The sequence below is a fragment of the Gottfriedia luciferensis genome, assembly GCF_001712755.1.
GTDB classification, from domain to species: Bacteria; Bacillota; Bacilli; order Bacillales; family Bacillaceae_G; genus Gottfriedia; species Gottfriedia luciferensis_B.
The window spans coordinates 1-21,240 of record NZ_MDKC01000013.1; the positions used below are offsets into that span (position 1 = coordinate 1).

19 protein-coding genes and 1 rRNA gene are annotated in these 21,240 nt (G+C 33.7%); 12 read left to right on the forward strand and 8 right to left on the reverse strand.

Annotated elements, in window-relative coordinates; all coding sequences use genetic code 11:
- The 7 genes from BED47_RS10345 to dnaA form a co-directional block, all read right to left on the reverse strand.
- Window positions 1-224 (reverse strand): 16S ribosomal RNA (locus BED47_RS10345); the annotation flags it as partial.
- A gap of 356 nt (window positions 225-580) precedes the next feature.
- Window positions 581-3,091: a DNA gyrase subunit A gene (gene gyrA / locus BED47_RS10350; protein WP_069033823.1), complete on the reverse strand. Its 2,511-nt coding sequence runs from the start codon at window positions 3,089-3,091 to the stop codon at window positions 581-583.
- A gap of 70 nt (window positions 3,092-3,161) precedes the next feature.
- The gene (gene gyrB / locus BED47_RS10355; RefSeq protein WP_069033824.1) at window positions 3,162-5,081 is read right to left on the reverse strand and encodes a DNA topoisomerase (ATP-hydrolyzing) subunit B; all 1,920 of its coding nucleotides are present in this window, start codon (window positions 5,079-5,081) and stop codon (window positions 3,162-3,164) included.
- Window positions 5,082-5,179: 98 nt separating this feature from the next.
- Entirely contained in the window at window positions 5,180-6,301 is a 1,122-nt protein-coding gene (gene recF, locus BED47_RS10360) for a DNA replication/repair protein RecF (RefSeq protein ID WP_069033634.1), read from the reverse strand.
- A gap of 17 nt (window positions 6,302-6,318) precedes the next feature.
- Window positions 6,319-6,537, reverse strand: a complete 219-nt coding sequence (gene yaaA / locus BED47_RS10365; RefSeq protein WP_069033635.1) for a S4 domain-containing protein YaaA — start codon at window positions 6,535-6,537, stop codon at window positions 6,319-6,321.
- A gap of 218 nt (window positions 6,538-6,755) precedes the next feature.
- Entirely contained in the window at window positions 6,756-7,901 is a 1,146-nt protein-coding gene (gene dnaN / locus BED47_RS10370; RefSeq protein ID WP_069033636.1) for a DNA polymerase III subunit beta, read from the reverse strand.
- A gap of 156 nt (window positions 7,902-8,057) precedes the next feature.
- Entirely contained in the window at window positions 8,058-9,404 is a 1,347-nt protein-coding gene (gene dnaA, locus BED47_RS10375) for a chromosomal replication initiator protein DnaA (RefSeq protein WP_069033637.1), read from the reverse strand.
- 746 nt (window positions 9,405-10,150) lie between these two features.
- On the opposite strand from dnaA, the gene rpmH reads away from it, so the two are divergent.
- From rpmH to BED47_RS10425, 10 genes are all read left to right on the forward strand, one after another.
- Window positions 10,151-10,285, forward strand: a complete 135-nt coding sequence (gene rpmH, locus BED47_RS10380; protein WP_056467137.1) for a 50S ribosomal protein L34 — start codon at window positions 10,151-10,153, stop codon at window positions 10,283-10,285.
- A gap of 141 nt (window positions 10,286-10,426) precedes the next feature.
- Window positions 10,427-10,807 (forward strand): ribonuclease P protein component, encoded by a 381-nt coding sequence (gene rnpA, locus BED47_RS10385; RefSeq protein WP_069033638.1) that lies wholly within the window; start codon window positions 10,427-10,429, stop codon window positions 10,805-10,807.
- 39 nt (window positions 10,808-10,846) lie between these two features.
- Window positions 10,847-11,632, forward strand: a complete 786-nt coding sequence (gene spoIIIJ, locus BED47_RS10390) for a YidC family membrane integrase SpoIIIJ (RefSeq protein ID WP_069033639.1) — start codon at window positions 10,847-10,849, stop codon at window positions 11,630-11,632.
- Window positions 11,629-12,267, forward strand: a complete 639-nt coding sequence (jag, locus tag BED47_RS10395) for an RNA-binding cell elongation regulator Jag/EloR (RefSeq protein WP_069033640.1) — start codon at window positions 11,629-11,631, stop codon at window positions 12,265-12,267. The genes spoIIIJ and jag overlap by 4 nt, the downstream gene beginning before the upstream one ends.
- 166 nt (window positions 12,268-12,433) lie before the next feature.
- The gene (mnmE, locus tag BED47_RS10400) at window positions 12,434-13,810 is read left to right on the forward strand and encodes a tRNA uridine-5-carboxymethylaminomethyl(34) synthesis GTPase MnmE (RefSeq protein WP_069033641.1); all 1,377 of its coding nucleotides are present in this window, start codon (window positions 12,434-12,436) and stop codon (window positions 13,808-13,810) included.
- A gap of 18 nt (window positions 13,811-13,828) precedes the next feature.
- The gene (mnmG, locus tag BED47_RS10405) at window positions 13,829-15,715 is read left to right on the forward strand and encodes a tRNA uridine-5-carboxymethylaminomethyl(34) synthesis enzyme MnmG (protein WP_069033642.1); all 1,887 of its coding nucleotides are present in this window, start codon (window positions 13,829-13,831) and stop codon (window positions 15,713-15,715) included.
- Window positions 15,716-15,736: 21 nt separating this feature from the next.
- Complete coding sequence (rsmG, locus tag BED47_RS10410) at window positions 15,737-16,456, forward strand: 16S rRNA (guanine(527)-N(7))-methyltransferase RsmG (protein WP_069033643.1); 720 nt, start codon at window positions 15,737-15,739, stop codon at window positions 16,454-16,456.
- An 85-nt stretch (window positions 16,457-16,541) separates the two neighbouring features.
- On the forward strand, window positions 16,542-17,384 hold the full coding sequence (gene noc / locus BED47_RS10415; RefSeq protein ID WP_025568950.1) for a nucleoid occlusion protein: 843 nt from the start codon (window positions 16,542-16,544) through the stop codon (window positions 17,382-17,384).
- A 127-nt stretch (window positions 17,385-17,511) separates the two neighbouring features.
- Window positions 17,512-18,273, forward strand: coding sequence for a ParA family protein (locus BED47_RS10420; protein ID WP_025568951.1), 762 nt, complete (start codon window positions 17,512-17,514; stop codon window positions 18,271-18,273).
- Complete coding sequence (locus BED47_RS10425) at window positions 18,266-19,102, forward strand: ParB/RepB/Spo0J family partition protein (RefSeq protein WP_025568953.1); 837 nt, start codon at window positions 18,266-18,268, stop codon at window positions 19,100-19,102. Before BED47_RS10420 ends, BED47_RS10425 begins: the two co-directional genes overlap by 8 nt.
- A gap of 103 nt (window positions 19,103-19,205) precedes the next feature.
- On the opposite strand, the gene yyaC is transcribed toward BED47_RS10425, so the two are convergent.
- Window positions 19,206-19,793 carry a spore protease YyaC gene (gene yyaC / locus BED47_RS10430; protein ID WP_049813552.1) on the reverse strand — a complete coding sequence of 196 codons (588 nt, stop codon included), beginning with the start codon at window positions 19,791-19,793 and terminating at the stop codon, window positions 19,206-19,208.
- Between the two features lie 194 nt (window positions 19,794-19,987).
- Between yyaC and BED47_RS10435 the strand changes: the two genes are divergently transcribed.
- Both BED47_RS10435 and BED47_RS10440 read left to right on the forward strand, forming a co-directional pair.
- Window positions 19,988-20,884: a mechanosensitive ion channel family protein gene (locus BED47_RS10435; RefSeq protein ID WP_049813553.1), complete on the forward strand. Its 897-nt coding sequence runs from the start codon at window positions 19,988-19,990 to the stop codon at window positions 20,882-20,884.
- A gap of 37 nt (window positions 20,885-20,921) precedes the next feature.
- On the forward strand, window positions 20,922-21,119 hold the full coding sequence (locus tag BED47_RS10440; protein ID WP_025568956.1) for a DUF951 domain-containing protein: 198 nt from the start codon (window positions 20,922-20,924) through the stop codon (window positions 21,117-21,119).
- Window positions 21,120-21,240 lie beyond the last annotated feature (121 nt).

Below are 21,240 nucleotides of genomic sequence, written 5' to 3' on the forward strand. Positions count from 1 at the left end.
ATAGCCGAGGCCATCTTTCAATAAAGGAACAGGAGTTCCTTTATGTCATCCGGTATTAGCTCCGGTTTCCCGAAGTTATCCCAGTCTTACAGGTAGGTTGCCCACGTGTTACTCACCCGTCCGCCGCTAACTAATGGGAGCAAGCTCCCATTAGTCCGCTCGACTTGCATGTATTAGGCACGCCGCCAGCGTTCGTCCTGAGCCAGGATCAAACTCTCCATAAAAGTTAAGTTTAAATCTTGTACTGCTCAAAAAACTAATAATTGACGTTTACTTCATGTTTTGTTTAGTTTTCAAAGTTCACTTTGTCGTCCGTATCTCTTGGCGACTTCTATATAATAACAAATCTGATAACCTTGGTCAATAGTTTTTATAATATAATTTCAAAAAAAATACAAAACCTTATTCTTCATTAATATCCCCTTCATCTCAAGCATTTTAACCCTTGTCTAAAGTAGTACAAATAATAGAGATATACTAATCAAAATAGAACTAGTAAGTTCTTAATCAAAAATAGTTCACTAATATACAGTCAAAAAAAGAGAGAACCTAATTGTTCTCTCTACTAGTCACAGCTCAATTACTCTTCTGTTGTTTCAATCTCATCTTCGTTTTCAAGAGTCACTGCTTCATCAGCTTCATTTTCAGCTTCTTCATCAATTTCCTCTTCTTCTTTCGCAGCAATTGCTACAGTCGCAACATGACCTTCTTGATCAAGTTTAATTAATTTAACACCTTGAGTAACTCGACCTAAACGTGAAATTTGGTCAATTGGCATACGAATCATTACACCAGACTCAGTAATTAACATTAAATCCTCTTCGTCACTTACACATTTTAACGAAATCATTTTACCGTTTTTATCTGTAACATTAAGCGTTTTTAGACCTTTACCACCACGACTTTGAATTCGGTATTCTTCCTGTGCAGTTCGCTTACCATAACCTAGTTCCGTGACAACAAGAATATCTAAATGCTCTTCAACAACTTCCATTCCAACAACATAATCATCATCAGAAAGTGTAATTGCTTTAACACCTGTTGCCGTTCTTCCCATCGATCTAACATCATCTTCATTAAAACGGATCATCATACCTTTTGAAGTACCGACAACAATATCTTTTGTTCCGTCAGTTAAACGTACCGATATTACGTCATCATCTTCTTTTAAATTAATTGCAATTAACCCGTTAGTACGAATGTTTGCAAAGGCAGATAAAGGTACACGTTTTGCTATTCCTTGTTTTGTTGTAAAGAATAGGTACCAATTCTCTAAAAATTCACTTACTGGAATAATAGCGTTAATATTTTCATCGCGATCGATTTCAAGTAAGTTTACGATAGGTAATCCTTTAGCTGTACGGCTATACTCTGGAATCTCATAACCTTTTGAACGGTATACTTTTCCCTTATTCGTAAAGAATAAAATAGTATCATGTGTTGAAGTTGTTAGTAAGTGCTCTAAGAAGTCATCATTATTAGTACCCATTCCTTGAATACCACGTCCACCTCTACGTTGAGATCGGTAAGTAGAAACTGGAAGACGTTTAATATATCCATTATGAGTTAAACTTAAAATGATATTCTCCACTGGTATTAAGTCTTCATCTTCAATGATTTCTAATCCACCAGGAACTATTGCTGTTCTTCGTTTATCATTATACTGCTCTTTTAGCTGAGTTAATTCTTCTCGAATAATTTCAAGAACTCTTTCCTCATTTGCAAGAATTTCTCTTAATTCTGCAATTAACTTGATTAGCTCTTGATATTCTTCTTCAATTTTCTCGCGCTCTAAACCAGTTAAACGTTGTAACCTCATATCTAAGATTGCTTGAGCTTGCTTTTCAGATAAATTAAAAGTTTCCATTAAGCCATGTTTAGCGATTTCTCCTGTTTGAGAAGCTCTAATTAAGCTAATTACCGCATCTAAATGGTCTAAAGCAACTTTTAAACCTTCTAAAATATGTGCACGCGCTTCTGCTTTTTCCAACTCAAACTGTGTTCTACGTTTAATAACAACAATTTGATGGTCTAAATAGTGTTTTAAACAGCTCTTTAGAGATAGAACTTTTGGTTCACCATTAACAAGTGCTAATAAATTAATACCAAAACTTGTTTGAAGAGCAGTTTGTTTATAAAGATTATTTAAAAGTACATTTGCGTTCGCGTCTCTTCTAACTTCAATGACAATACGCATACCATTTCTGTCAGATTCATCACGTAAATCAGTAATACCTTCAATTTTCTTATCTCGAACTAGTTCAGCAATTCGTTCAACAAGCTTGGCTTTATTTACCTGATATGGTAATTCTGTAACAATAATCGTTTGTCTGCCATTTGCTTTTTCTTCAATTTCAACTTTCCCTCGAATGATGATCGAACCTTTACCAGTTTCATAGGCCTTACGGATTCCGCTTTTACCTAAAATCATACCTGATGTAGGAAAATCAGGACCTTGAATATATTCCATTAATTCTTGTGTAGTGATTTCGGGGTCTTTACTTAATGCAAGTACACCATCAATTACTTCACCTAATTGGTGAGGAGGAATATTCGTAGCCATACCAACCGCTATACCCGTTGCTCCGTTTACCAACAAGTTAGGGAATCGTGCAGGAAGAACGATTGGCTCTCTTTCTGAACCATCATAGTTATCTTGATAATCAATCGTGTTTTTATTAATATCACGAATCAATTCCATCGAAATTTTAGACATTCTAGCTTCTGTATAACGCATCGCCGCCGCCGCGTCTCCATCAACTGATCCAAAATTCCCATGGCCATCTACTAACATATATCTGAAGTTAAAGTCCTGAGCCATACGTACCATTGTTTCATATACAGCAGAATCACCATGCGGGTGATACTTACCAATTACTTCACCAACGATACGCGCTGACTTTTTATAGGCTTTATCAGCTGTCATACCTAAATCATTCATTGCATATAAAATTCTTCTATGCACAGGCTTAAGGCCGTCTCGTACATCTGGTAACGCTCGAGAAACAATTACACTCATTGCATAATCTAGGAAGGAATTACGCATTTCATGACTAATATTTATTTCTTTAATTTGTTGATTTTCACTCAACATCGGCACCTCCCTTTAGTTTCCGTATCTACCTGAGAAAAGGAGCATAAAAGCTCCTTACAAATACATATTAAATATCTAAATTCTTTACATACTTAGCGTTATCTTGAATAAAGTTACGTCTTGGCTCCACTTTTTCGCCCATTAACGTTTCAAACGTTTCATCCGCTTCGATAGCATCTTGAAGGTTAACTTGTAGTAACGTTCTAGTTTCTGGATTCATTGTAGTTTCCCATAACTGATCAGGGTTCATTTCACCTAGACCTTTATATCGTTGAATAACAGGTTTTGGTACTGCATTTAAAGTCGACATAATCTCATTCATTTGTCGATCATTATAAGCATATTGTATTTTTTTCCCTTGCTGGATCTTATATAAAGGTGGTTGAGCAATATAAATATAACCACTTTCAATGATTTGACGCATATAACGATATAAGAACGTTAACAATAAAGTACGGATGTGGGCACCATCTACATCAGCATCCGTCATCAATATAATTTTATGATATCGTGCTTTCTCGATATCGAAATCATCACCGATTCCGGTACCAAAAGCAGTAATCATTGAACGCACCTCGTTATTTGATAAAATTTTATCAAGTCGAGCTTTTTCTACATTAATAATTTTTCCACGTAAAGGAAGAATTGCTTGGAAGTGACGGTCTCGTCCTTGTTTTGCACTTCCACCCGCTGAATCACCCTCAACGATATAAATTTCGCTAATAGAAGAATCTTTTGAAGAACAATCTGCTAATTTCCCAGGTAAACTTGATACTTCTAAAGCACTTTTTCTTCTTGTTAACTCACGAGCCTTCTTAGCAGCAACACGCGCTCTAGCCGCCATTAAACCTTTTTCAACTATTTTTTTAGCTTCTGTTGGATTCTCTAATAAAAACTTTTCAAGTTTTTCTCCAAAAACTTGCTCAGTAATCGTACGAACTTCACTATTACCTAATTTAGTTTTTGTTTGTCCCTCAAACTGTGGATCTGGATGTTTAATAGAAACGATTGCTGTTAATCCTTCACGTACATCCTCACCAGATAAGTTGCTATCTTGATCCTTAATTAAACCATTCTTACGACCATAATCATTAATTACACGAGTTAAAGCTGTTTTAAACCCAACCTCGTGCGTACCACCTTCGTGTGTATTAATATTATTCGTGAATGAGTAAATATTACTTGTATAGCTTTCGTTATATTGAAGTGCAATTTCTACACTAATTCCATCTTTTTCACCAATAACAAAAATTGGTTCGTCATGTATTACTTCTTTAGAACGGTTTAAATGTTCAACGTAAGATTTAATTCCACCTTCATAATGGAATTCTTTCTTTTGTTTATTTTCTCTACGGTCTTCAATTGTTAAGCGAATACCTCTATTAAGGAATGCTAGTTCTCTTAAACGGTTTGCTAATGTATCAAAGTCATAAACTGTCGTTTCAGTGAAAATTTCTACATCAGGTTTAAAATGAGTAATCGTACCTGTAACATCAGTTTCACCAACGATACTCATATCTTCAACAGGTATACCTTTAGAAAATTGTTGATAATAAATAGTACCTTCACGATGAACGTGAACTTCTAGCAAAGTAGACAGTGCATTTACTACTGAAGCACCAACCCCGTGTAATCCACCAGATACTTTGTATCCACCACCGCCAAATTTTCCACCCGCATGAAGTACCGTCATAATTACTTCTAGTGCAGGTCTACCCATTTTTTCATGGATACCTACTGGAATCCCACGGCCATTATCTTTAACAGTAATACTATTATCTTCTTCAATCGTTAAATTAATCTCATCACAGTATCCAGCCAATGCCTCATCTATACTATTATCAACGATTTCCCATACTAAGTGATGTAATCCTTTTCCGCTCGTAGAACCGATATACATACCCGGTCTTTTACGTACGGCTTCTAAACCTTCAAGAACTTGTATCTGATTTTCATCATAATTATGTTCTTGCATCTTTTGATCCATTGTCATGAACACTCACCTACTTTTTTTATTTTACATAAAAGAATTAGTAAATTTCAGCTATGCTTTTTAGGCGGCGTAGTAGAAATTTCATAAATTATTTATCGAGAAGTACTTATAATTGTTCCATGTGAAACATTTATAATATTAGCTTGTTTTATCGTTTCGTGCTGAATCCCGTCGACACTTGTTGTTGTGACAAAAGTCTGTACTTTATTTTGAATTGCATTTAATAAGTGTGTTTGACGATAGTCATCTAGCTCTGAAAGGACATCATCTAATAAAAGTATGGGATATTCTCCAACTTCCTCTTTAATCAGTTCAATTTCTGCTAGTTTTAATGAAAGAGCTGTTGTCCGCTGCTGTCCTTGCGATCCAAAAGTTTGAACGTTTTTATCATTTACCATAAAAACCAAATCATCTCTATGCGGACCAAGCAATGTAGTACCTCTTGATACTTCACGCTCTTTTTCAGCTTCGAATAGTTTTATGTACTCATCTTCCATTTTCGTCAAATCTGTTAAATCTGATACATTAATGCTTGGTTTATATATAATTTCTAGCTTTTCGGTCTCTCTAGAAATTTGACTATGAATAGGCGATGCCCAATCCTGTAGTAATTTGATGAACGAAATTCGTTTTTCAATTATTTTTACGGCATGTTTTACAAGCTGAGATGTTAGGACTTCAAGCATTAAATAGTTCCGATCTCGGCTAGTTTGTAATGTTTTTAGTAGTGAATTTCGCTGTTGGAGGATTCTCTGGTACTGACTTAGTTCATGTAGGTAAACAGGCGAAACTTGTCCTAGTTCCATATCTAGGAATTTACGACGCACTTGCGGACTACCTTTTACTAAATGTAAATCTTCCGGTGCAAACATAACGACATTCATCACGCCTATATATTGACTTAACTTCATCTGCTCAAGATGGTTCAGCTTTGCTTTCTTACCTTTCTTTGAGAGGATTAGCTGTAGTGTTACTTGCTGATTTTTTTTCTGTAACGTACCCTTTATTGTACCATATTCTTCATCCCACCGTATCATTTCTTTGTCGTTGCTTGTTCGATGGGACTTTGTTAAAGCTAGCACATAAATGGATTCCATTAAATTTGTTTTACCTTGAGCATTCTCACCAATAATGACATTAACATTATTTTGAAAATTCAACTCAAGTTTTTCATAATTACGATATTGTTTTAGCTGTAAATCTTTAATATACAATGGGATTCCCCCAAAACTTATGAAGTTATAATATACGAACCTTTTCCAGTTATAGAAATTGTATCATTTAAAACTAATTTTTTTCCTCTTCTATTCTCAGGTTCATTGTTTACAAAGATTTCATGCTCCGATAGAAACCATTTAGCCATTCCACCTGTATCAATTACACCCGCAAGCTTTAAAAATTGGCCTAATGTAATATATTCTGTATTTATTTTAACTTTTTCTGTTTTCATTTTTTATCACCCTCATTTATCCATTCCTTAATTGTACTAAACTTCTATAAGAAAAAAAACACTTAACCCTTATTTTGTCTATTAAGTACAAAAAGACTGACCTAAATGTACTATGCACTCCCCAAACAAATTTGTAGAATAAATTCTTTATTTATTCTGCCCTTTGGAGATTGCTAGTACATTCTATTAGGCCAGCCCCTTTCGATAGAAATTACTAACTAGTATGTGCGAACTGGTAAAATTAATTGCAATGTTCTTGAATCATTTACAGTACGAATTAAAAATGGTCTCATTGCCCCCGTAAATTGAATATAAATTTCTGGGCTTTCTATTGCTTTTAATGCATCCATAACATACTTCGCACTAAAAGAGATTTTTAACTCTTCACCTTTAATATCCTCGCAAACAATTTCGTCTACTACTTTACCGATTTCAGGAGAATAAGAGGAAATATTGACCACTGAGCTGCCAACTGTTTCTAAGTGAACAACATTATTTCTACCTTCTCTTGCTAATAAAGAAGCACGATCAATTGCTTGTAAGAATTCTTTCGTCATTACAGTTAGTTCCGTTTTACTTTCACTTGGAATTAACTTTGATGTGTCAGGATAATTACCTTCTAATAGTCGAGTAAAGAACAATAGATGTTTTGTCTTAAATAAAGCTTGATGTTCTGTTAAGACGATTTCTACTTTTTCATTATTGTCATCTAGAATTTTACTTAATTCATTTAGACTTTTCCCAGGAATTACTACGCTAGCTTTAAATTCACTTGTTATAGAACTTCCGTCAATTTTAGCTTGTCTTAAAGCTAATCGATGGCTATCTGTCGCTATACACGTTAGATCACCATTTTCAATCTTCCAGTTTACACCAGTTAAAATTGGTCTAGTTTCTGAAGTTGATACTGCAAATACAGTTTGACGAATCATAAATTTTAATAAATCTGCAGAAATAGAAATTGTTTCATGTTCTTCAATCTGAGGAAGTAGTGGATATTCCTCAGAGTCAAAGCCATTTAAGCTAAATTCAGTTTTTCCGGCTCTTATTGTTGTTACATAATTATTATCAGACTCTAATTCGACAAAATCTGAAGGTAATTTTTTTACAATATCACTAAAATATCGAGCATTTAATACAATGCTTCCAGTTCGTTTTACATCAACTAGTTGCTGATCATCTAATACTATTGGTAAATAAGATTCTATAGATATATCTGAATCACTACCTGTGAAAGTTAGTCCTTCATTTGTAACGACTAATTTAATACCAGTTAAGATTGGAATAGTTGTTCTTGATGAAACAGCTCTCATAACTTCTTGTACAGCTTTAACAAGATGATCTTTTTGTACAGTAAATTTCATTGTTTGTACTCCTTATATAATTTATAAAATAATATAGTAATAGTAGTAGGGCCTGTGAATTTGTGGATAACTATAATTTATTAAAGAAAAATAAGTCTATCAACATGTGGATAGACTGTGTAAAAAAGAGAGAAAGTTATGCACAGGTAAATAACTCTACTGATTTAATTTTTCATTGATTTCTTTAATTTGAGATTGCAGCTGTGAGTCAGTTTCGACTAATTTTGAGATTTTTTCATGCGCATGAATAACAGTTGTATGATCTCGTCCTCCAAACTCTTCTCCTATTTTAGGTAAAGAATGGTCTGTCAGCTCTCTTGAAAGATACATTGCAATCTGTCTTGGGAAGGCTACGGATTTTGTACGTTTCTTTGCTTTAAAATCCTCTAATTTAATACTAAAAACTTCTCCAACTGTTCGTTGAATGTCATGTATTGATACTGTTTTAGGCCTCGTCGCTGTAATTAAATTCTTTAAGGCTTCAGCGGCCACGCTAGCATTTATATCCTTATTAATTAACGATGAATAAGCAACTACACGAATAAGTGCTCCTTCTAATTCACGGATATTTGTATCAATTTGATTTGCAATATATAACATTACCTCATTTGGAATATCTAACCCCTCAGCCTTAGCCTTTTTACGTAAAATCGCAATCCTAGTTTCTAAATCTGGTGGTGTGATATCTGTAATAAGGCCCCATTCAAATCGTGAGCGAAGTCGATCTTCTAATGTAGGAATTTCTTTAGGTGGTCGGTCACTTGAGATAATGATTTGTTTACTTTCTTCATGAAGTGTATTAAAAGTATGGAAAAATTCTTCCTGTGTTTGTTCTTTTCCAGCTAAGAACTGAATATCGTCTATAAGTAACACGTCTACATTACGGTACTTATTTCTAAATTCAATTGCTTTATTATCACGAATTGAATTAATGAACTCATTTGTAAATTTTTCTGATGATAAATAAACGACTTTGGCATTTGGATTATGCTCGAGTACATAATGTCCAATTGCGTGCATTAAGTGGGTTTTCCCTAACCCAACGCCCCCATATATAAATAATGGGTTATAGGCTTTTGCAGGTGCCTCGGCAACCGCTAATGATGCTGCGTGGGCAAAACGGTTACCTGAACCAATTACGAAAGTATCAAAAGTATATTTAGGGTTCAACATACTTTGGTTGAACTCTACTGGTTCTTCAAATTTTACTTTGGCTTTAACGGCCGGTATATTCATCTCTATTTCTTCTACATGATTTTGAGGAAGGATAAATTTGATTTCTAATTCCGCTCCAGTTATTTCTAAAACTGTATCCATTATTAAAGATGAATACTTAGACTCAAGCCAATCACGAGCGAATTCATTTGGGGCAATAATTGTTAAAGTATCATTCTTTAAAGAAAATGCCTTTGTTGATTTTAGCCATGTTTCAAAGCTTGGTTTACTTATTTTTTTTTCTATTTCTGCTAGAACCCTGGACCACAGATCCCCTATATTTTCCAAACAGTAATCCCTCCTTACAAAGCTTGTTCAACTTTTGTACAAGCACATAAATTAAGTATTTATTTTTATTCATGTCTTTGAATATGCGTTATTTTATAAAACTGCAAAAATCCACTTTATTTGACAGTATTCACCCATGTGGATAACTTAAAAATGGTACAAGTGTAAAACCTGTCCACAAGTTATTAACATCTGTGGACAAATAAAAATAAAAAACAACTTGTCCAAAGTGGAAAACAAATTAATAATATCAAAAATCTTTAGCTATTTCAATGAGTAGTTAATGTTATCCACATGCTAATCCACTTGTTTAAAAAAATTATCCACAGAAAACGGACTTGTGTAAAAGTTGTCAGTAACTGCTGTGGGTAAAAAATGTGTAGAAAAATATTATCCACAGAGCACTTAACAATTTTAAGAAAAGGGAAAGAAGTAGTTTTATGTAGATTTTTTTATTCACTGAAAAGTGCGTTTCAAAAAATCTTTCGACACCATATTTTTCTGCTCTGATTAATCGTTTATAAATTTATTGGAGGGAAATGATAGGAGTAAATCGCATTTCTTTTATAAAATAAGTGACTTTTTTTTATTTTTTTCTTATTAAAACTCACTGGATCAACCATTCTTCACAAATTGGAAATAATTATTAATCATGATTTAACATCTTACATTGACATTAATAGTAGTTATTCTTTATAATTTATAGGACTGTCTATTACAGTAATTCCTCAGGGAGGTGTCATATAATGAAAAGAACATTTCAACCAAACAAACGTAAACGCAGCAAAGTACATGGTTTCCGTAGCCGTATGAGCACTGCAAATGGACGTAAAGTTCTAGCAGCTCGTCGTCGTAAAGGAAGAAAAGTATTATCTGCGTAGGCCACTGTCAACAGTGGTCTTTTTCACTAATAAGAAGGCCTTTTTTGCTTTTATGTCACAATTTGTAAGTAAAAAGGGCCTCATTTTTTATAAAAAAATTGTTATGATAATTGAAGGAATCATTTGAGGTGTCAGTAGAACATGAACAAGAAAAACAGAATAAAAAAGAATGCAGATTTTAGTCGCGTTTTTCAAAAGGGATCGTCAACTGCAAATCGACAATTTGTAATCTATACATTAAAAAAGGAAGATCAAAAGCAATTTCGTATAGGATTATCTGTTAGTAAGAAGTTAGGTAATGCTGTAGAAAGAAATCATATTAAGCGGTATATAAGACAAGCTCTTACTGAATTAAGTGATGATCTTCGTGTAAATATGGATTATGTTGTAATCGCAAGAAAGCCCTGTACTGAACTACCTTTTAATGAATTTAAAAAAAGTTTAATTCATGTGTTGAAAAGGGCGGAAGCGCTTAAAATACGTGATTCAAAACATAAATTAGATAAAAATCAAATTAAGTAATTACATATTTAAATGTAACTTCTTAAAGGAGGAACTAGTTTGAAGACTAAGAAGTACCAATTGCTAGTTACAGTTCTTTTATTAGTAGTCGTGTTAGCTGGGTGTTCGCAAACAAACCAACCGATTACGTCTGAAAGTACGGGGATTTGGAATGAGTATTTCGTTTATCCACTATCATGGTTAATCACAGCTGTATCTAAAATTTTTGGTGGAAGTTATGGAATGTCGATTATCGTCGTAACACTTTTAATCCGTTTAGCATTACTACCGTTAATGATTAAACAAATTAAAAGTACAAAAGCGATGCAATCAATCCAGCCTGAAATGGCCAAACTTAAAGAAAAATATTCTTCAAAGGACCAAAAAACTGTCCAAAAATTAAATGAAGAAACAATGAAGTTGTATCAACAACATGGTGTAAATCCGCTATCTGGTTGTTTACCTATTTTTATTCAAATGCCAATCTTAATTGCTTTCTATCATGCAATTATGAGAACAATGGAAATTAAAGCGCATGACTTCTTATGGTTCCAATTAGGACATCCGGATCCAATTTATGCTTTACCAATCATCGCTGGTATTACAACTTTCATTCAACAAAAAGTATCAATGAGTACTGGTTCAATGACAGGACCTGCTGCTCAACAAATGAAAATCATGCTTTATGTTATGCCAATCATGATTTTAATATTTGCTGTTAGACTACCATCTGCTTTAGCTTTATATTGGGTAGTTGGTAACACATTTATGATTCTTCAAACATTATTTGTTAATAGAGGTAACACTACCGTTAAAAATAACAATGTAGGAGGGGCTAGTAAGTGAGAGAAGTAACTGCTACTGGTCAAACAATCGAACAAGCAGTTCAATTAGCACTTCAGCAACTTAGTTCAACAGAAGAAGACGTAGAAATTACAGTAATCGAAGACGGCAAAAAAGGATTTTTAGGATTTGGTGCTAAACCTGCTAAAGTATTAGTTGTTAAAAAGAAGACTTTAATCGAAAAAGCATATGACTACCTTTTAAATATTGTTAAGAGTCTTGATGAAACTGCAGATGTAAATTTCGAATTGCAAGGTACTAAAGAACAAACCTTCTTATTTACAGTAAAGGGTGATAAGGTTGCCCTTATTATTGGAAAAAGAGGTAATACTTTAAATGCTCTTCAATTCTTAGTTCAAACATTTGTTAATCGTCATTCAAAACAATTGATTCATGTTGTCGTTGATGCAGAAAATTATCGATTAAAACGTAAGGAATCGCTAGAAATTCTTGCAAAAAAGACTGCTCAAACAGTTTTAAAAACAAGAAAAGCGATCTCTTTAGAGCCAATGCCTTCTTTCGAAAGAAAAATTATACATCATATACTAACAGATATGCCGAATATCTCTACAAAGTCTGTAGGACAAGATCCACATCGTCAATTAATTATAGATTTAAAGAAACCAATTAAGGGCTAAGCCTTAATTGGTTTTTTAATATTGTTCATTCAAGTCATTTAAGTTTACTTGTACTTTGGTACGGTTATAATATAAAAACATTCAATTATAAAATTCTTTATGCTATGCTATAGATTTAGAAGTAACATGTTAACTTTTGTTTAACATGCTCCGAGGTGATTTTTTGATGGAATTCGATACAATTACAGCCATATCGACACCAAAAGGCGAAGGTGCAATTGCCATCGTTCGATTAAGTGGCGATGAAGCTGTTCAAATAGCGAATAAATTATTTAAAGAAAAAGATTTAAATAGAGTAGATTCACACACAATCCATTACGGACATTTAGTCGATCCAAGTTCGGGTAATACTGTTGAGGAAGTTATGGTCTCGATTTTAAGGGCACCGAAAACGTTTACACGTGAAGATGTTGTCGAAATAAATTGTCATGGTGGAATTTTTTCGGTTAACAAAGTACTTGAATTAGTACTATCACAAGGTGCTAGATTAGCGGAGCCTGGTGAATTTACAAAAAGAGCATTTCTTAATGGACGAATCGACCTATCTCAGGCAGAAGCAGTAATGGATTTAATTCGTTCAAAGACTGACAGGGCAATGGCGATCGCAATGAATCAAGTGGAAGGTCGATTGTCAAAGTTAGTTAATGGCTTAAGACAAACATTACTTGAAATTTTAGCTCATATTGAAGTAAATATTGACTACCCTGAATATGATGATGTTGAAGAAATGACCAATACTGTTTTAATTGAAAAAGCGAAAACAGTTCGTGTTGAAATACAAAAACTGCTAGAAACATCAAAACAAGGTAAAATTTTACGTGAAGGACTATCTACTGTCATTATTGGTAGACCTAATGTTGGGAAATCGTCTCTTTTAAATACACTTGTCCAGGAAAGCAAAGCAATTGTTACTGATATTCCAGGTACAACACGTGATGTAATTGAAGAATACGTTAATGTAAAAGGTGTGCCATTACGCCTAATTGATACAGCCGGTATTCGTGAAACTAAGGATGTTGTAGAAGCAATTGGTGTAGAAAGATCTAAAAAAGTATTGAACTTAGCTGATTTAGTTTTATTTGTTTTAAATAATAATGAGCAATTAAGTGAAGAAGATCGTAAATTGTTTGTCGAAATGAGCGGTAAAGACGTAATTGTGATCATTAACAAAACAGATTTGCCACAAAAGCTCGATCTGAATGAAGTAAAGGCGTTAGTTGGTAATGCTAAAGTTGTTACAACTTCCTTAAAAGAAGAAAAAGGAATTGATGATTTAGAAAAAGCAATAGCCGACTTATATTTTGAAGGGCAAATTGAGGCACAAGATTTAACTTATTTATCTAATGCTAGACATATTGCGCTATTAAAGCAATCAGAACAGACAATCAATGACGCGATTGAGGCCATGAAAAATGGTATGCCGATTGACTTAGTACAGATTGACTTAACAAGAGCATGGGAATTGTTAGGTGAAATCGTTGGAGATACAGTTCAGGAAAGTTTAATCAACCAGCTATTTTCTCAATTCTGTTTAGGGAAATAATGGTTAGGAGGAGAAAAGATGAGTTTTGAAGCAGGCAATTATGATGTAATCGTTATTGGAGCTGGTCATGCTGGATGTGAAGCCGGTTTGTCATCTGCTCGAATGGGTGCAAAAACACTAATGCTGACAATAAATCTTGATATGGTCGCATTTATGCCTTGTAACCCGTCAGTAGGTGGTCCTGCCAAGGGGATTGTTGTACGTGAAATTGATGCACTTGGCGGTGAAATGGGTCGAAATATCGATAAAACACATATTCAAATGAGAATGTTAAATACGGGTAAAGGTCCGGCAGTACGCGCATTGCGTGCTCAAGCGGATAAATTTGCTTATCAACACGAATTAAAGAAAACCATTGAAAATACGGAGAATCTAACACTAAAGCAAGGATTAGTAGAAAGATTAATTGTAGAAGATGGACAATGTACAGGTGTAATTACACAAACTGGTGCTATTTATCGTTCAAAAACAGTTGTCATTACAACAGGTACTTTTTTACGCGGAGAAATTATTGTAGGAGAATTAAAATACTCAAGTGGTCCTAATAACCAACAGCCAGCAATTAAGCTTTCTGAGCACTTAGAGGAATTAGGGATTGAACTTGTTCGTTTTAAAACAGGTACGCCTCCTCGTGTAAATAGTCATAGTATTGATTATTCAAAAACAGAAATACAACCTGGCGATGATGTACCTCGTGCATTTTCATTTGAAACAGAACCAGTTGAAACAGAACAAATTCCTTGTTGGTTAACTTATACAAGTGAAACTACACATCAAATCATCGACGATAACTTACACCGTTCGCCGATGTACTCTGGTATGATTAAAGGTACTGGGCCACGTTATTGTCCTTCTATTGAGGATAAAGTTGTCCGATTTAATGATAAACCGAGACATCAAATTTTCTTAGAGCCAGAAGGAAGAAATACTCAAGAAGTTTATGTGCAAGGATTATCAACTAGTTTACCTGAAGATGTACAGGAAAAGATGCTGCGTTCAATTGCAGGTCTTGAAAATGTTCAAATGATGAGAACTGGATATGCAATTGAATATGACGCGATAGTACCTACTCAATTATGGCCAACATTGGAACTTAAGCAAATTAAGAATCTGTATACTGCTGGTCAAATTAACGGAACTTCGGGTTATGAAGAAGCAGCCGGTCAAGGTTTAATCGCAGGAATTAACGCTGCATGTCGTTCACTAGATAAAGAAGAGTTAATTTTAGATCGCTCTGAAGCTTACATTGGTGTTTTAATAGATGATCTAGTAACGAAAGGGACAAATGAACCATACCGTCTTCTTACTTCTAGAGCAGAATATCGATTATTATTACGTCACGATAATGCCGATTTACGTTTAACTAAAATCGGTCAAAGACTTGGTTTAATAAACGATGAAAGATATGCAGAGTTTGAACAAAAGAAAATGTTAATTGAAGAAGAAATAGAGCGCTTAAAAACAACACAATTAAGACCAACAAAAGAAGTACAGGAATTAATCGCAAAAAATGGTGGTAGTGAACTGAAAGATGGCATTCGTGCAGCAGATCTTTTACGTCGTCCTGAAATGCTTTATGAGCATATCCATCTTCTTTCTCCATCTGAAAAAGACTTACATTCGGATGTTAAAGAGCAAGTTGAAATACAAATTAAGTATGAAGGTTATATTGAAAAATCATTAAATCAAGTAGAACGTATGAAAAGAATGGATTTAAAGAAAATCCCTGAAAATATCGATTATCAAGCTATTCATGGCCTTGCTACTGAGGCAAGACAAAAGCTTGAGCAAGTGCGTCCTCTATCAGTAGGTCAAGCTTCTCGTATATCTGGTGTTAATCCAGCAGATATTTCAATTCTACTTGTTTATTTAGAACAAGGAAAAATTGCAAGAATATCGAACTAATAATAGATAGGGGTATTACTAGTGAATAAAGAACAATTTATCGCTGCTCTTAAAGATAAAGGAATCCATTTGTCTGATTTTCAATTAAAACAATTTGATATATATTTCCACACATTAGTTGAGTGGAATAATAAAATGAACTTAACTGCTATTACAGAAGAAGAAGAAGTATATTTAAAGCATTTTTATGATTCAATTAGCGCTGCCTTTTATTTTGACTTCGCTGATGAAATTACTTTATGTGATATTGGTGCAGGAGCGGGCTTCCCTTCTATCCCAATTAAAATATGTTTCCCATCTATCAAATTAACGATCGTAGACTCCCTTCAAAAAAGGATTACATTTCTAAACCATTTAGCGAAGGAATTACAATTAGAGAATGTATCATTTATTCATGATCGAGCAGAAACTTTTGCTAAAAGAACTGGTATGAGAGAATCTTTCGATGTTGTAACTGCTAGAGCAGTTGCTAGAATGTCTGTGTTAACTGAATTATGCTTACCACTTGTTAGACCGAATGGCCATTTTGTTGCACTTAAAGGCGCAGCTGGTCAAGAAGAGTTGGATAAAGCAAATTATGCTATAAAAACACTTGGTGGAGAAGTTAAATCAATTAATCACTTTACTCTCCCAAGCGAAGACAGTGATCGAAATATTGTTATAGTAGAAAAGAAACGCAAAACGCCAACTAAGTACCCTCGCAAACCGGGTACCCCTGGTAAAGAACCATTAGAGGTTTAATATGATAAACTAACAAATGTTTCACGTGAAACATTTGTTATGTTTATTCTATTGTGAACGAAATTCTAAAAGGGTGGGAATCACATTGAAAAGCACATTATCTAGGTTATTTGGCTTATCAGAAAAAGAAATTAATGAAAATTCGGTTTCGAGTAATGAAGTTATTCGCCAAATTCCAGTATCGGACATTGTACCGAATCAGTATCAGCCTAGAACATTCTTTGATGATGAAAAAATTAAAGAACTAGCGCTAACGATTCGAACTCATGGTATTATTCAACCAATTGTTGTTAGGGAAATTAGACCAAACTTTTATGAAATAATTGCCGGGGAAAGAAGATTCAGAGCCGTTTCATCTTTAGGTTGGGATACAATTCCTGCAATAGTGAAAACATTTAACGATACAGAGACTGCCTCCGTCGCTCTGATTGAAAACTTACAACGTGAAGAACTATCTCCTTTTGAAGAAGCCGTAGCTTACCAAAAACTAATTGATTTACATAACTTAACTCAAGAGGCTTTAGCTCAGCGATTAGGTAAAGGTCAATCGACTGTTGCAAATAAACTGAGATTGTTGAAACTTCCAGGAGAAATACAACAAGCATTATTGGATAAGTCGATTACGGAACGTCATGCAAGAGCACTTATTCCATTAAAGTTGCCTCAACTACAAATTACTCTTCTTCAAGAAATAATTGAAAAACAGTTAAATGTTAAACAAACTGAAGAACGAGTCGTTACATTACTTACTGAGAAAAAGCCAAAAGCTAAACGTAAATTTAAGGCCATTAGTAAAGACATTAGAATTGCGATGAATACGATCCGTGAATCTTTACAAATGGTTACTAAAACAGGCATGAATATTGATAGTCAAGAAGAAGAACATGATGACTATTATCAAATTACAATTAAAATACCAAAAAAATAAACATTAAATTCACCTCTTTTAAGTGGTGAATTTTTTTATTCATTTTTAAATCTAGACACAACGATGAATCTATTCATGGTAAAATAGAAAATAAGAATTGTTTGTTGTGGAAGGAGTAGATTACATAGTGGTTAAAGTAATCTCTATAGCTAATCAAAAAGGTGGTGTTGGTAAGACTACAACATCAGTAAATTTAAGTGCTTGTTTAGCTCACTTAGGAAAAAAAGTATTACTAGTCGATATAGATCCCCAAGGTAATGCAACTAGTGGTATTGGAATTGAAAAAGCTGATGTAAATCAGTGTGTTTACAATGTATTAGTTGATGACGTTGAGGCGAAAAATGTCATTTTAAACACTGCTATTCCAAATTTTGATATTATTCCAGCAACAATTCAACTTGCTGGAGCAGAAATTGAATTAGTACCTACTATTTCTAGAGAAGTACGATTAAAGCGTGCTTTAGATACTGTAAAAGGTAACTATGATTATATTTTAATAGATTGTCCTCCATCACTAGGGTTATTAACTTTAAACTCACTAACTGCATCTGATTCAATTATTATTCCAGTTCAGTGTGAGTATTACGCACTTGAAGGTTTAAGTCAGTTATTAAGTACTGTACGTTTAGTACAAAAACATTTAAATAAAAATTTAGCAATTGAAGGCGTTTTGCTAACAATGCTAGATGCTCGTACAAATTTAGGGCTCCAAGTTATAGAAGAAGTAAAAAAATATTTCCAAGATCGCGTCTATAAATCAATTATTCCAAGAAATGTACGCTTAAGTGAAGCACCAAGTCATGGTAAACCGATCATTACTTATGATCCAAAGTCAAGAGGTGCAGAAGTATATCTCGATCTAGCAAAGGAAGTGATTGATAATGGCTAAAGGTTTAGGTAAAGGTATTGGAGCATTTTTTCAAGATATAAACCAGCAAGAAGAGTTAGTTCAGGAAATTGATTTAAAAGAACTTAGACCTAACCCATACCAACCTCGCAAAGTATTTGATGAAACTGCAATGTTAGAATTAACTCAGTCAGTGATTGAACATGGTATTCTTCAACCAATCATTGCTAGAAAAAGCATAAAGGGCTTCCAAATCGTTGCTGGAGAAAGACGATATCGCGCTGCAAAAAATGCGGGTTTAAATACAGTACCAGTTATTGTAAGAGACCTTACTGAAGAGCAAATGATGGAGCTAGCTGTATTAGAAAATTTACAGCGAGATGATTTAAATCCTCTTGAAGAGGCTGAAGCATATCAAACTTTAATTGAACAATTACACTTAACACAAGAACAATTAGCAAAGAAACTTGGAAAAAGTCGTCCACATATTGCTAACTATTTAAGAATTTTAACCTTACCTAACTCTGTTCAAAAAATGGTTGAAGAAGGCACGCTCTCAATGGGTCATGGAAGAGCACTTTTAGGATTAAAACGAAAAGGATTAATTGAAGGTACCGCACTAAAAGTAATTGAAAAAAACCTAAGTGTTCGTGAGGTTGAAACGTTAGTCAATGAGCTAAATGAAAATGTTTCACGTGAAACATCAAAGAAAACCCCGACTAAAAACATATTTTTTAGTGAATATGAGGATCTTTTACAGGAAAAGTTCGGAACGTCAGTTAAAATTAAATCGGCTAAAGATAAAGGGAAAATAGAAATCCAATTCTTTAACAAAGAGGATTTGGAGAGAATTCTTTCAATTATAAAATGAGTTATTCATAGGGAATATTAAATGTGTTGGCTTCCAATGCAGTTAATACTCCCTTTTTGTTTTTATCTGACCTTTTTTAATTGAAAGTTAGGAAACTATTATGTTAAAAATCTAATTGACAGGTAAATTTTCTTTCAGTTTCTTTAATTGAATTCGCAATAAACTTAGCCATTTTCATTACAAGGCTTAATCTAGTATTTTGTAGAACGTAGAATTCCATAAATCCACTAACATTTACAACTCCGGTTAAATTAATTTCGCCAACTAAAGGTAATTCTTTTTTCATTGCTGCACCAGGTTTTAACGGACCATTGGATAAACGTACGCTACCAATACTTTTTACTCTGCCTAAACATGCATCTACAGCAATGATAAATGGATTGTTATACTTGCCTTTAATTCTTTCAAGTTGTTCTGAAAGATTTAACGCATGAATTGGCTCATCAAGAGTACCATAATAATGAAACCTACTTAAGTTTAATTCTCCTAACATGGTTCCAACTAAAGGACCTAAAGAGTCTCCCGTAGAACGGTCAGTTCCAATACATACAAAAACGATTTCTTTAGTGTGTACACTTGGAAGCGACTTACATAAACGATCTGCAAATCTGTTAATAGCGTTTTCGTCATCTAGAAATACAGAATAATCATCCTTGAATAGGTTACGCAAAGGATTTGCTGAAAATTGCATAATATCGCCTACTTTTCATTTAAGAGAGTAGTATTAGTTTATGCAAAATTTAAACAATTTATACTTTCGTCAAGCAATGTTCGATATTAAATTAAACTATTATTACATTTGTTCATATTTGTAGTTTTAAGGTGTTAATTCGTTTAGTATTACGTTTAAAGTCATTTGAAAATAGATAGGGGGAAAAATACAGTATGAATAATGCAGCTGATAAAATAGAAAATGCTGAGAAAGTAATAAAAAAAAGCATGCTAACTCCAGAACAATGGGACACAATTTTAAATTCATCAATAAAAATAGCTTTAATTATTATCGTTTCAGTCTTGGCTGTAAAACTTGGAAGAAAGTTAATCCGTAATCTTTTAAAGGTTAATGCTAGAGGACCGTTACAAGTATCAGAAAGAAGATCAGTAACGCTTATTAAACTGATGGAAAATGTACTTGCATATGTAATATTCTTTATTGCTGCTTTGACGATTCTCCCGATATTTGGTGTGGAAATAAAAGGACTTTTAGTTGGAGCAGGAATAGGTGGCGTAGCAATTGGTTTTGGTGCACAAAGCTTAGTAAAAGATATCATTTCTGGATTTTTTATTTTGTTTGAAGATCAATTTTCAGTTGGTGACTACATTAGAGTTCAAACTTTCGAAGGAACAGTATTATCAATCGGTTTAAAAACAACTAAAATTAGAAGTGGAACTGGTGAGCTTCATATTATCCAGAACGGAATGATTACTGAAGTAACCAATTTTTCATTACATAATGCTGTGGCAATGGTAGATGTTAGTATTTCATATGAGGGTGACATTGAACATGCACAAAATGTAATTGAACAGCATTTAGAAACTATGCCAGCTAGATATGAAGAAATGGTAAAACCTCCAGAGTTTCTTGGAATCCAAAACTTAGGACCTTCTGAAGTAACATTGAGAATCTCTTCGGAAGTTAGAGCGATGACACAGTTTAAAATTTCTAGAGCAATTCGAAAAGAAATTAAGGAAGTACTTGAAAGAAATAACATAGAAATTTCGTATCCAAAGATGGTATTATATAAACAACCAGAAACTAAAAATGAAAATGCGAATGTATAGTTTGTATGCTACTATTTTAAGGAAGTGAAGTTTTTACATGGAAGAAAAAGAATTTAACCTAAATGATGTAGTAGAAATGAAAAAACCTCATCCTTGTGGAGTAAACAGATGGAAAATTATTCGAATGGGTATGGACATTCGATTAAAATGTGAGGGATGTGAGCATAGCGTATTAATTCCACGCAGAGAGTTCACACGAAAATTAAAAAAGGTTTTAGTTCGATCTGAAGAGTAGAACGATTGTTAAATCAATGGGTATCTAGTAGAGCAATTTGAAGGATCGCTCGTATTAGATACCTTTCGTATGTTTAGAATTAATATTCAGATTTTCTTGTTATTTTTTTTTGAAATCAATA

Coding starts and splice junctions, on each gene's coding strand:
- gyrB (WP_069033824.1), bottom strand. CDS start 5,081: ATGGATCAAAAGATGCAAGAACATAATTATGATGAAAATCAGATACAA.
- mnmE (WP_069033641.1), top strand. CDS start 12,434: ATGGAATTCGATACAATTACAGCCATATCGACACCAAAAGGCGAAGGT.
- BED47_RS10435 (WP_049813553.1), top strand. CDS start 19,988: ATGAATAATGCAGCTGATAAAATAGAAAATGCTGAGAAAGTAATAAAA.
- yaaA (WP_069033635.1), bottom strand. CDS start 6,537: ATGAAAACAGAAAAAGTTAAAATAAATACAGAATATATTACATTAGGC.
- BED47_RS10425 (WP_025568953.1), top strand. CDS start 18,266: ATGGCTAAAGGTTTAGGTAAAGGTATTGGAGCATTTTTTCAAGATATA.
- mnmG (WP_069033642.1), top strand. CDS start 13,829: ATGAGTTTTGAAGCAGGCAATTATGATGTAATCGTTATTGGAGCTGGT.
- dnaN (WP_069033636.1), bottom strand. CDS start 7,901: ATGAAATTTACTGTACAAAAAGATCATCTTGTTAAAGCTGTACAAGAA.
- BED47_RS10440 (WP_025568956.1), top strand. CDS start 20,922: ATGGAAGAAAAAGAATTTAACCTAAATGATGTAGTAGAAATGAAAAAA.
- rpmH (WP_056467137.1), top strand. CDS start 10,151: ATGAAAAGAACATTTCAACCAAACAAACGTAAACGCAGCAAAGTACAT.
- rnpA (WP_069033638.1), top strand. CDS start 10,427: ATGAACAAGAAAAACAGAATAAAAAAGAATGCAGATTTTAGTCGCGTT.
- yyaC (WP_049813552.1), bottom strand. CDS start 19,793: ATGCAATTTTCAGCAAATCCTTTGCGTAACCTATTCAAGGATGATTAT.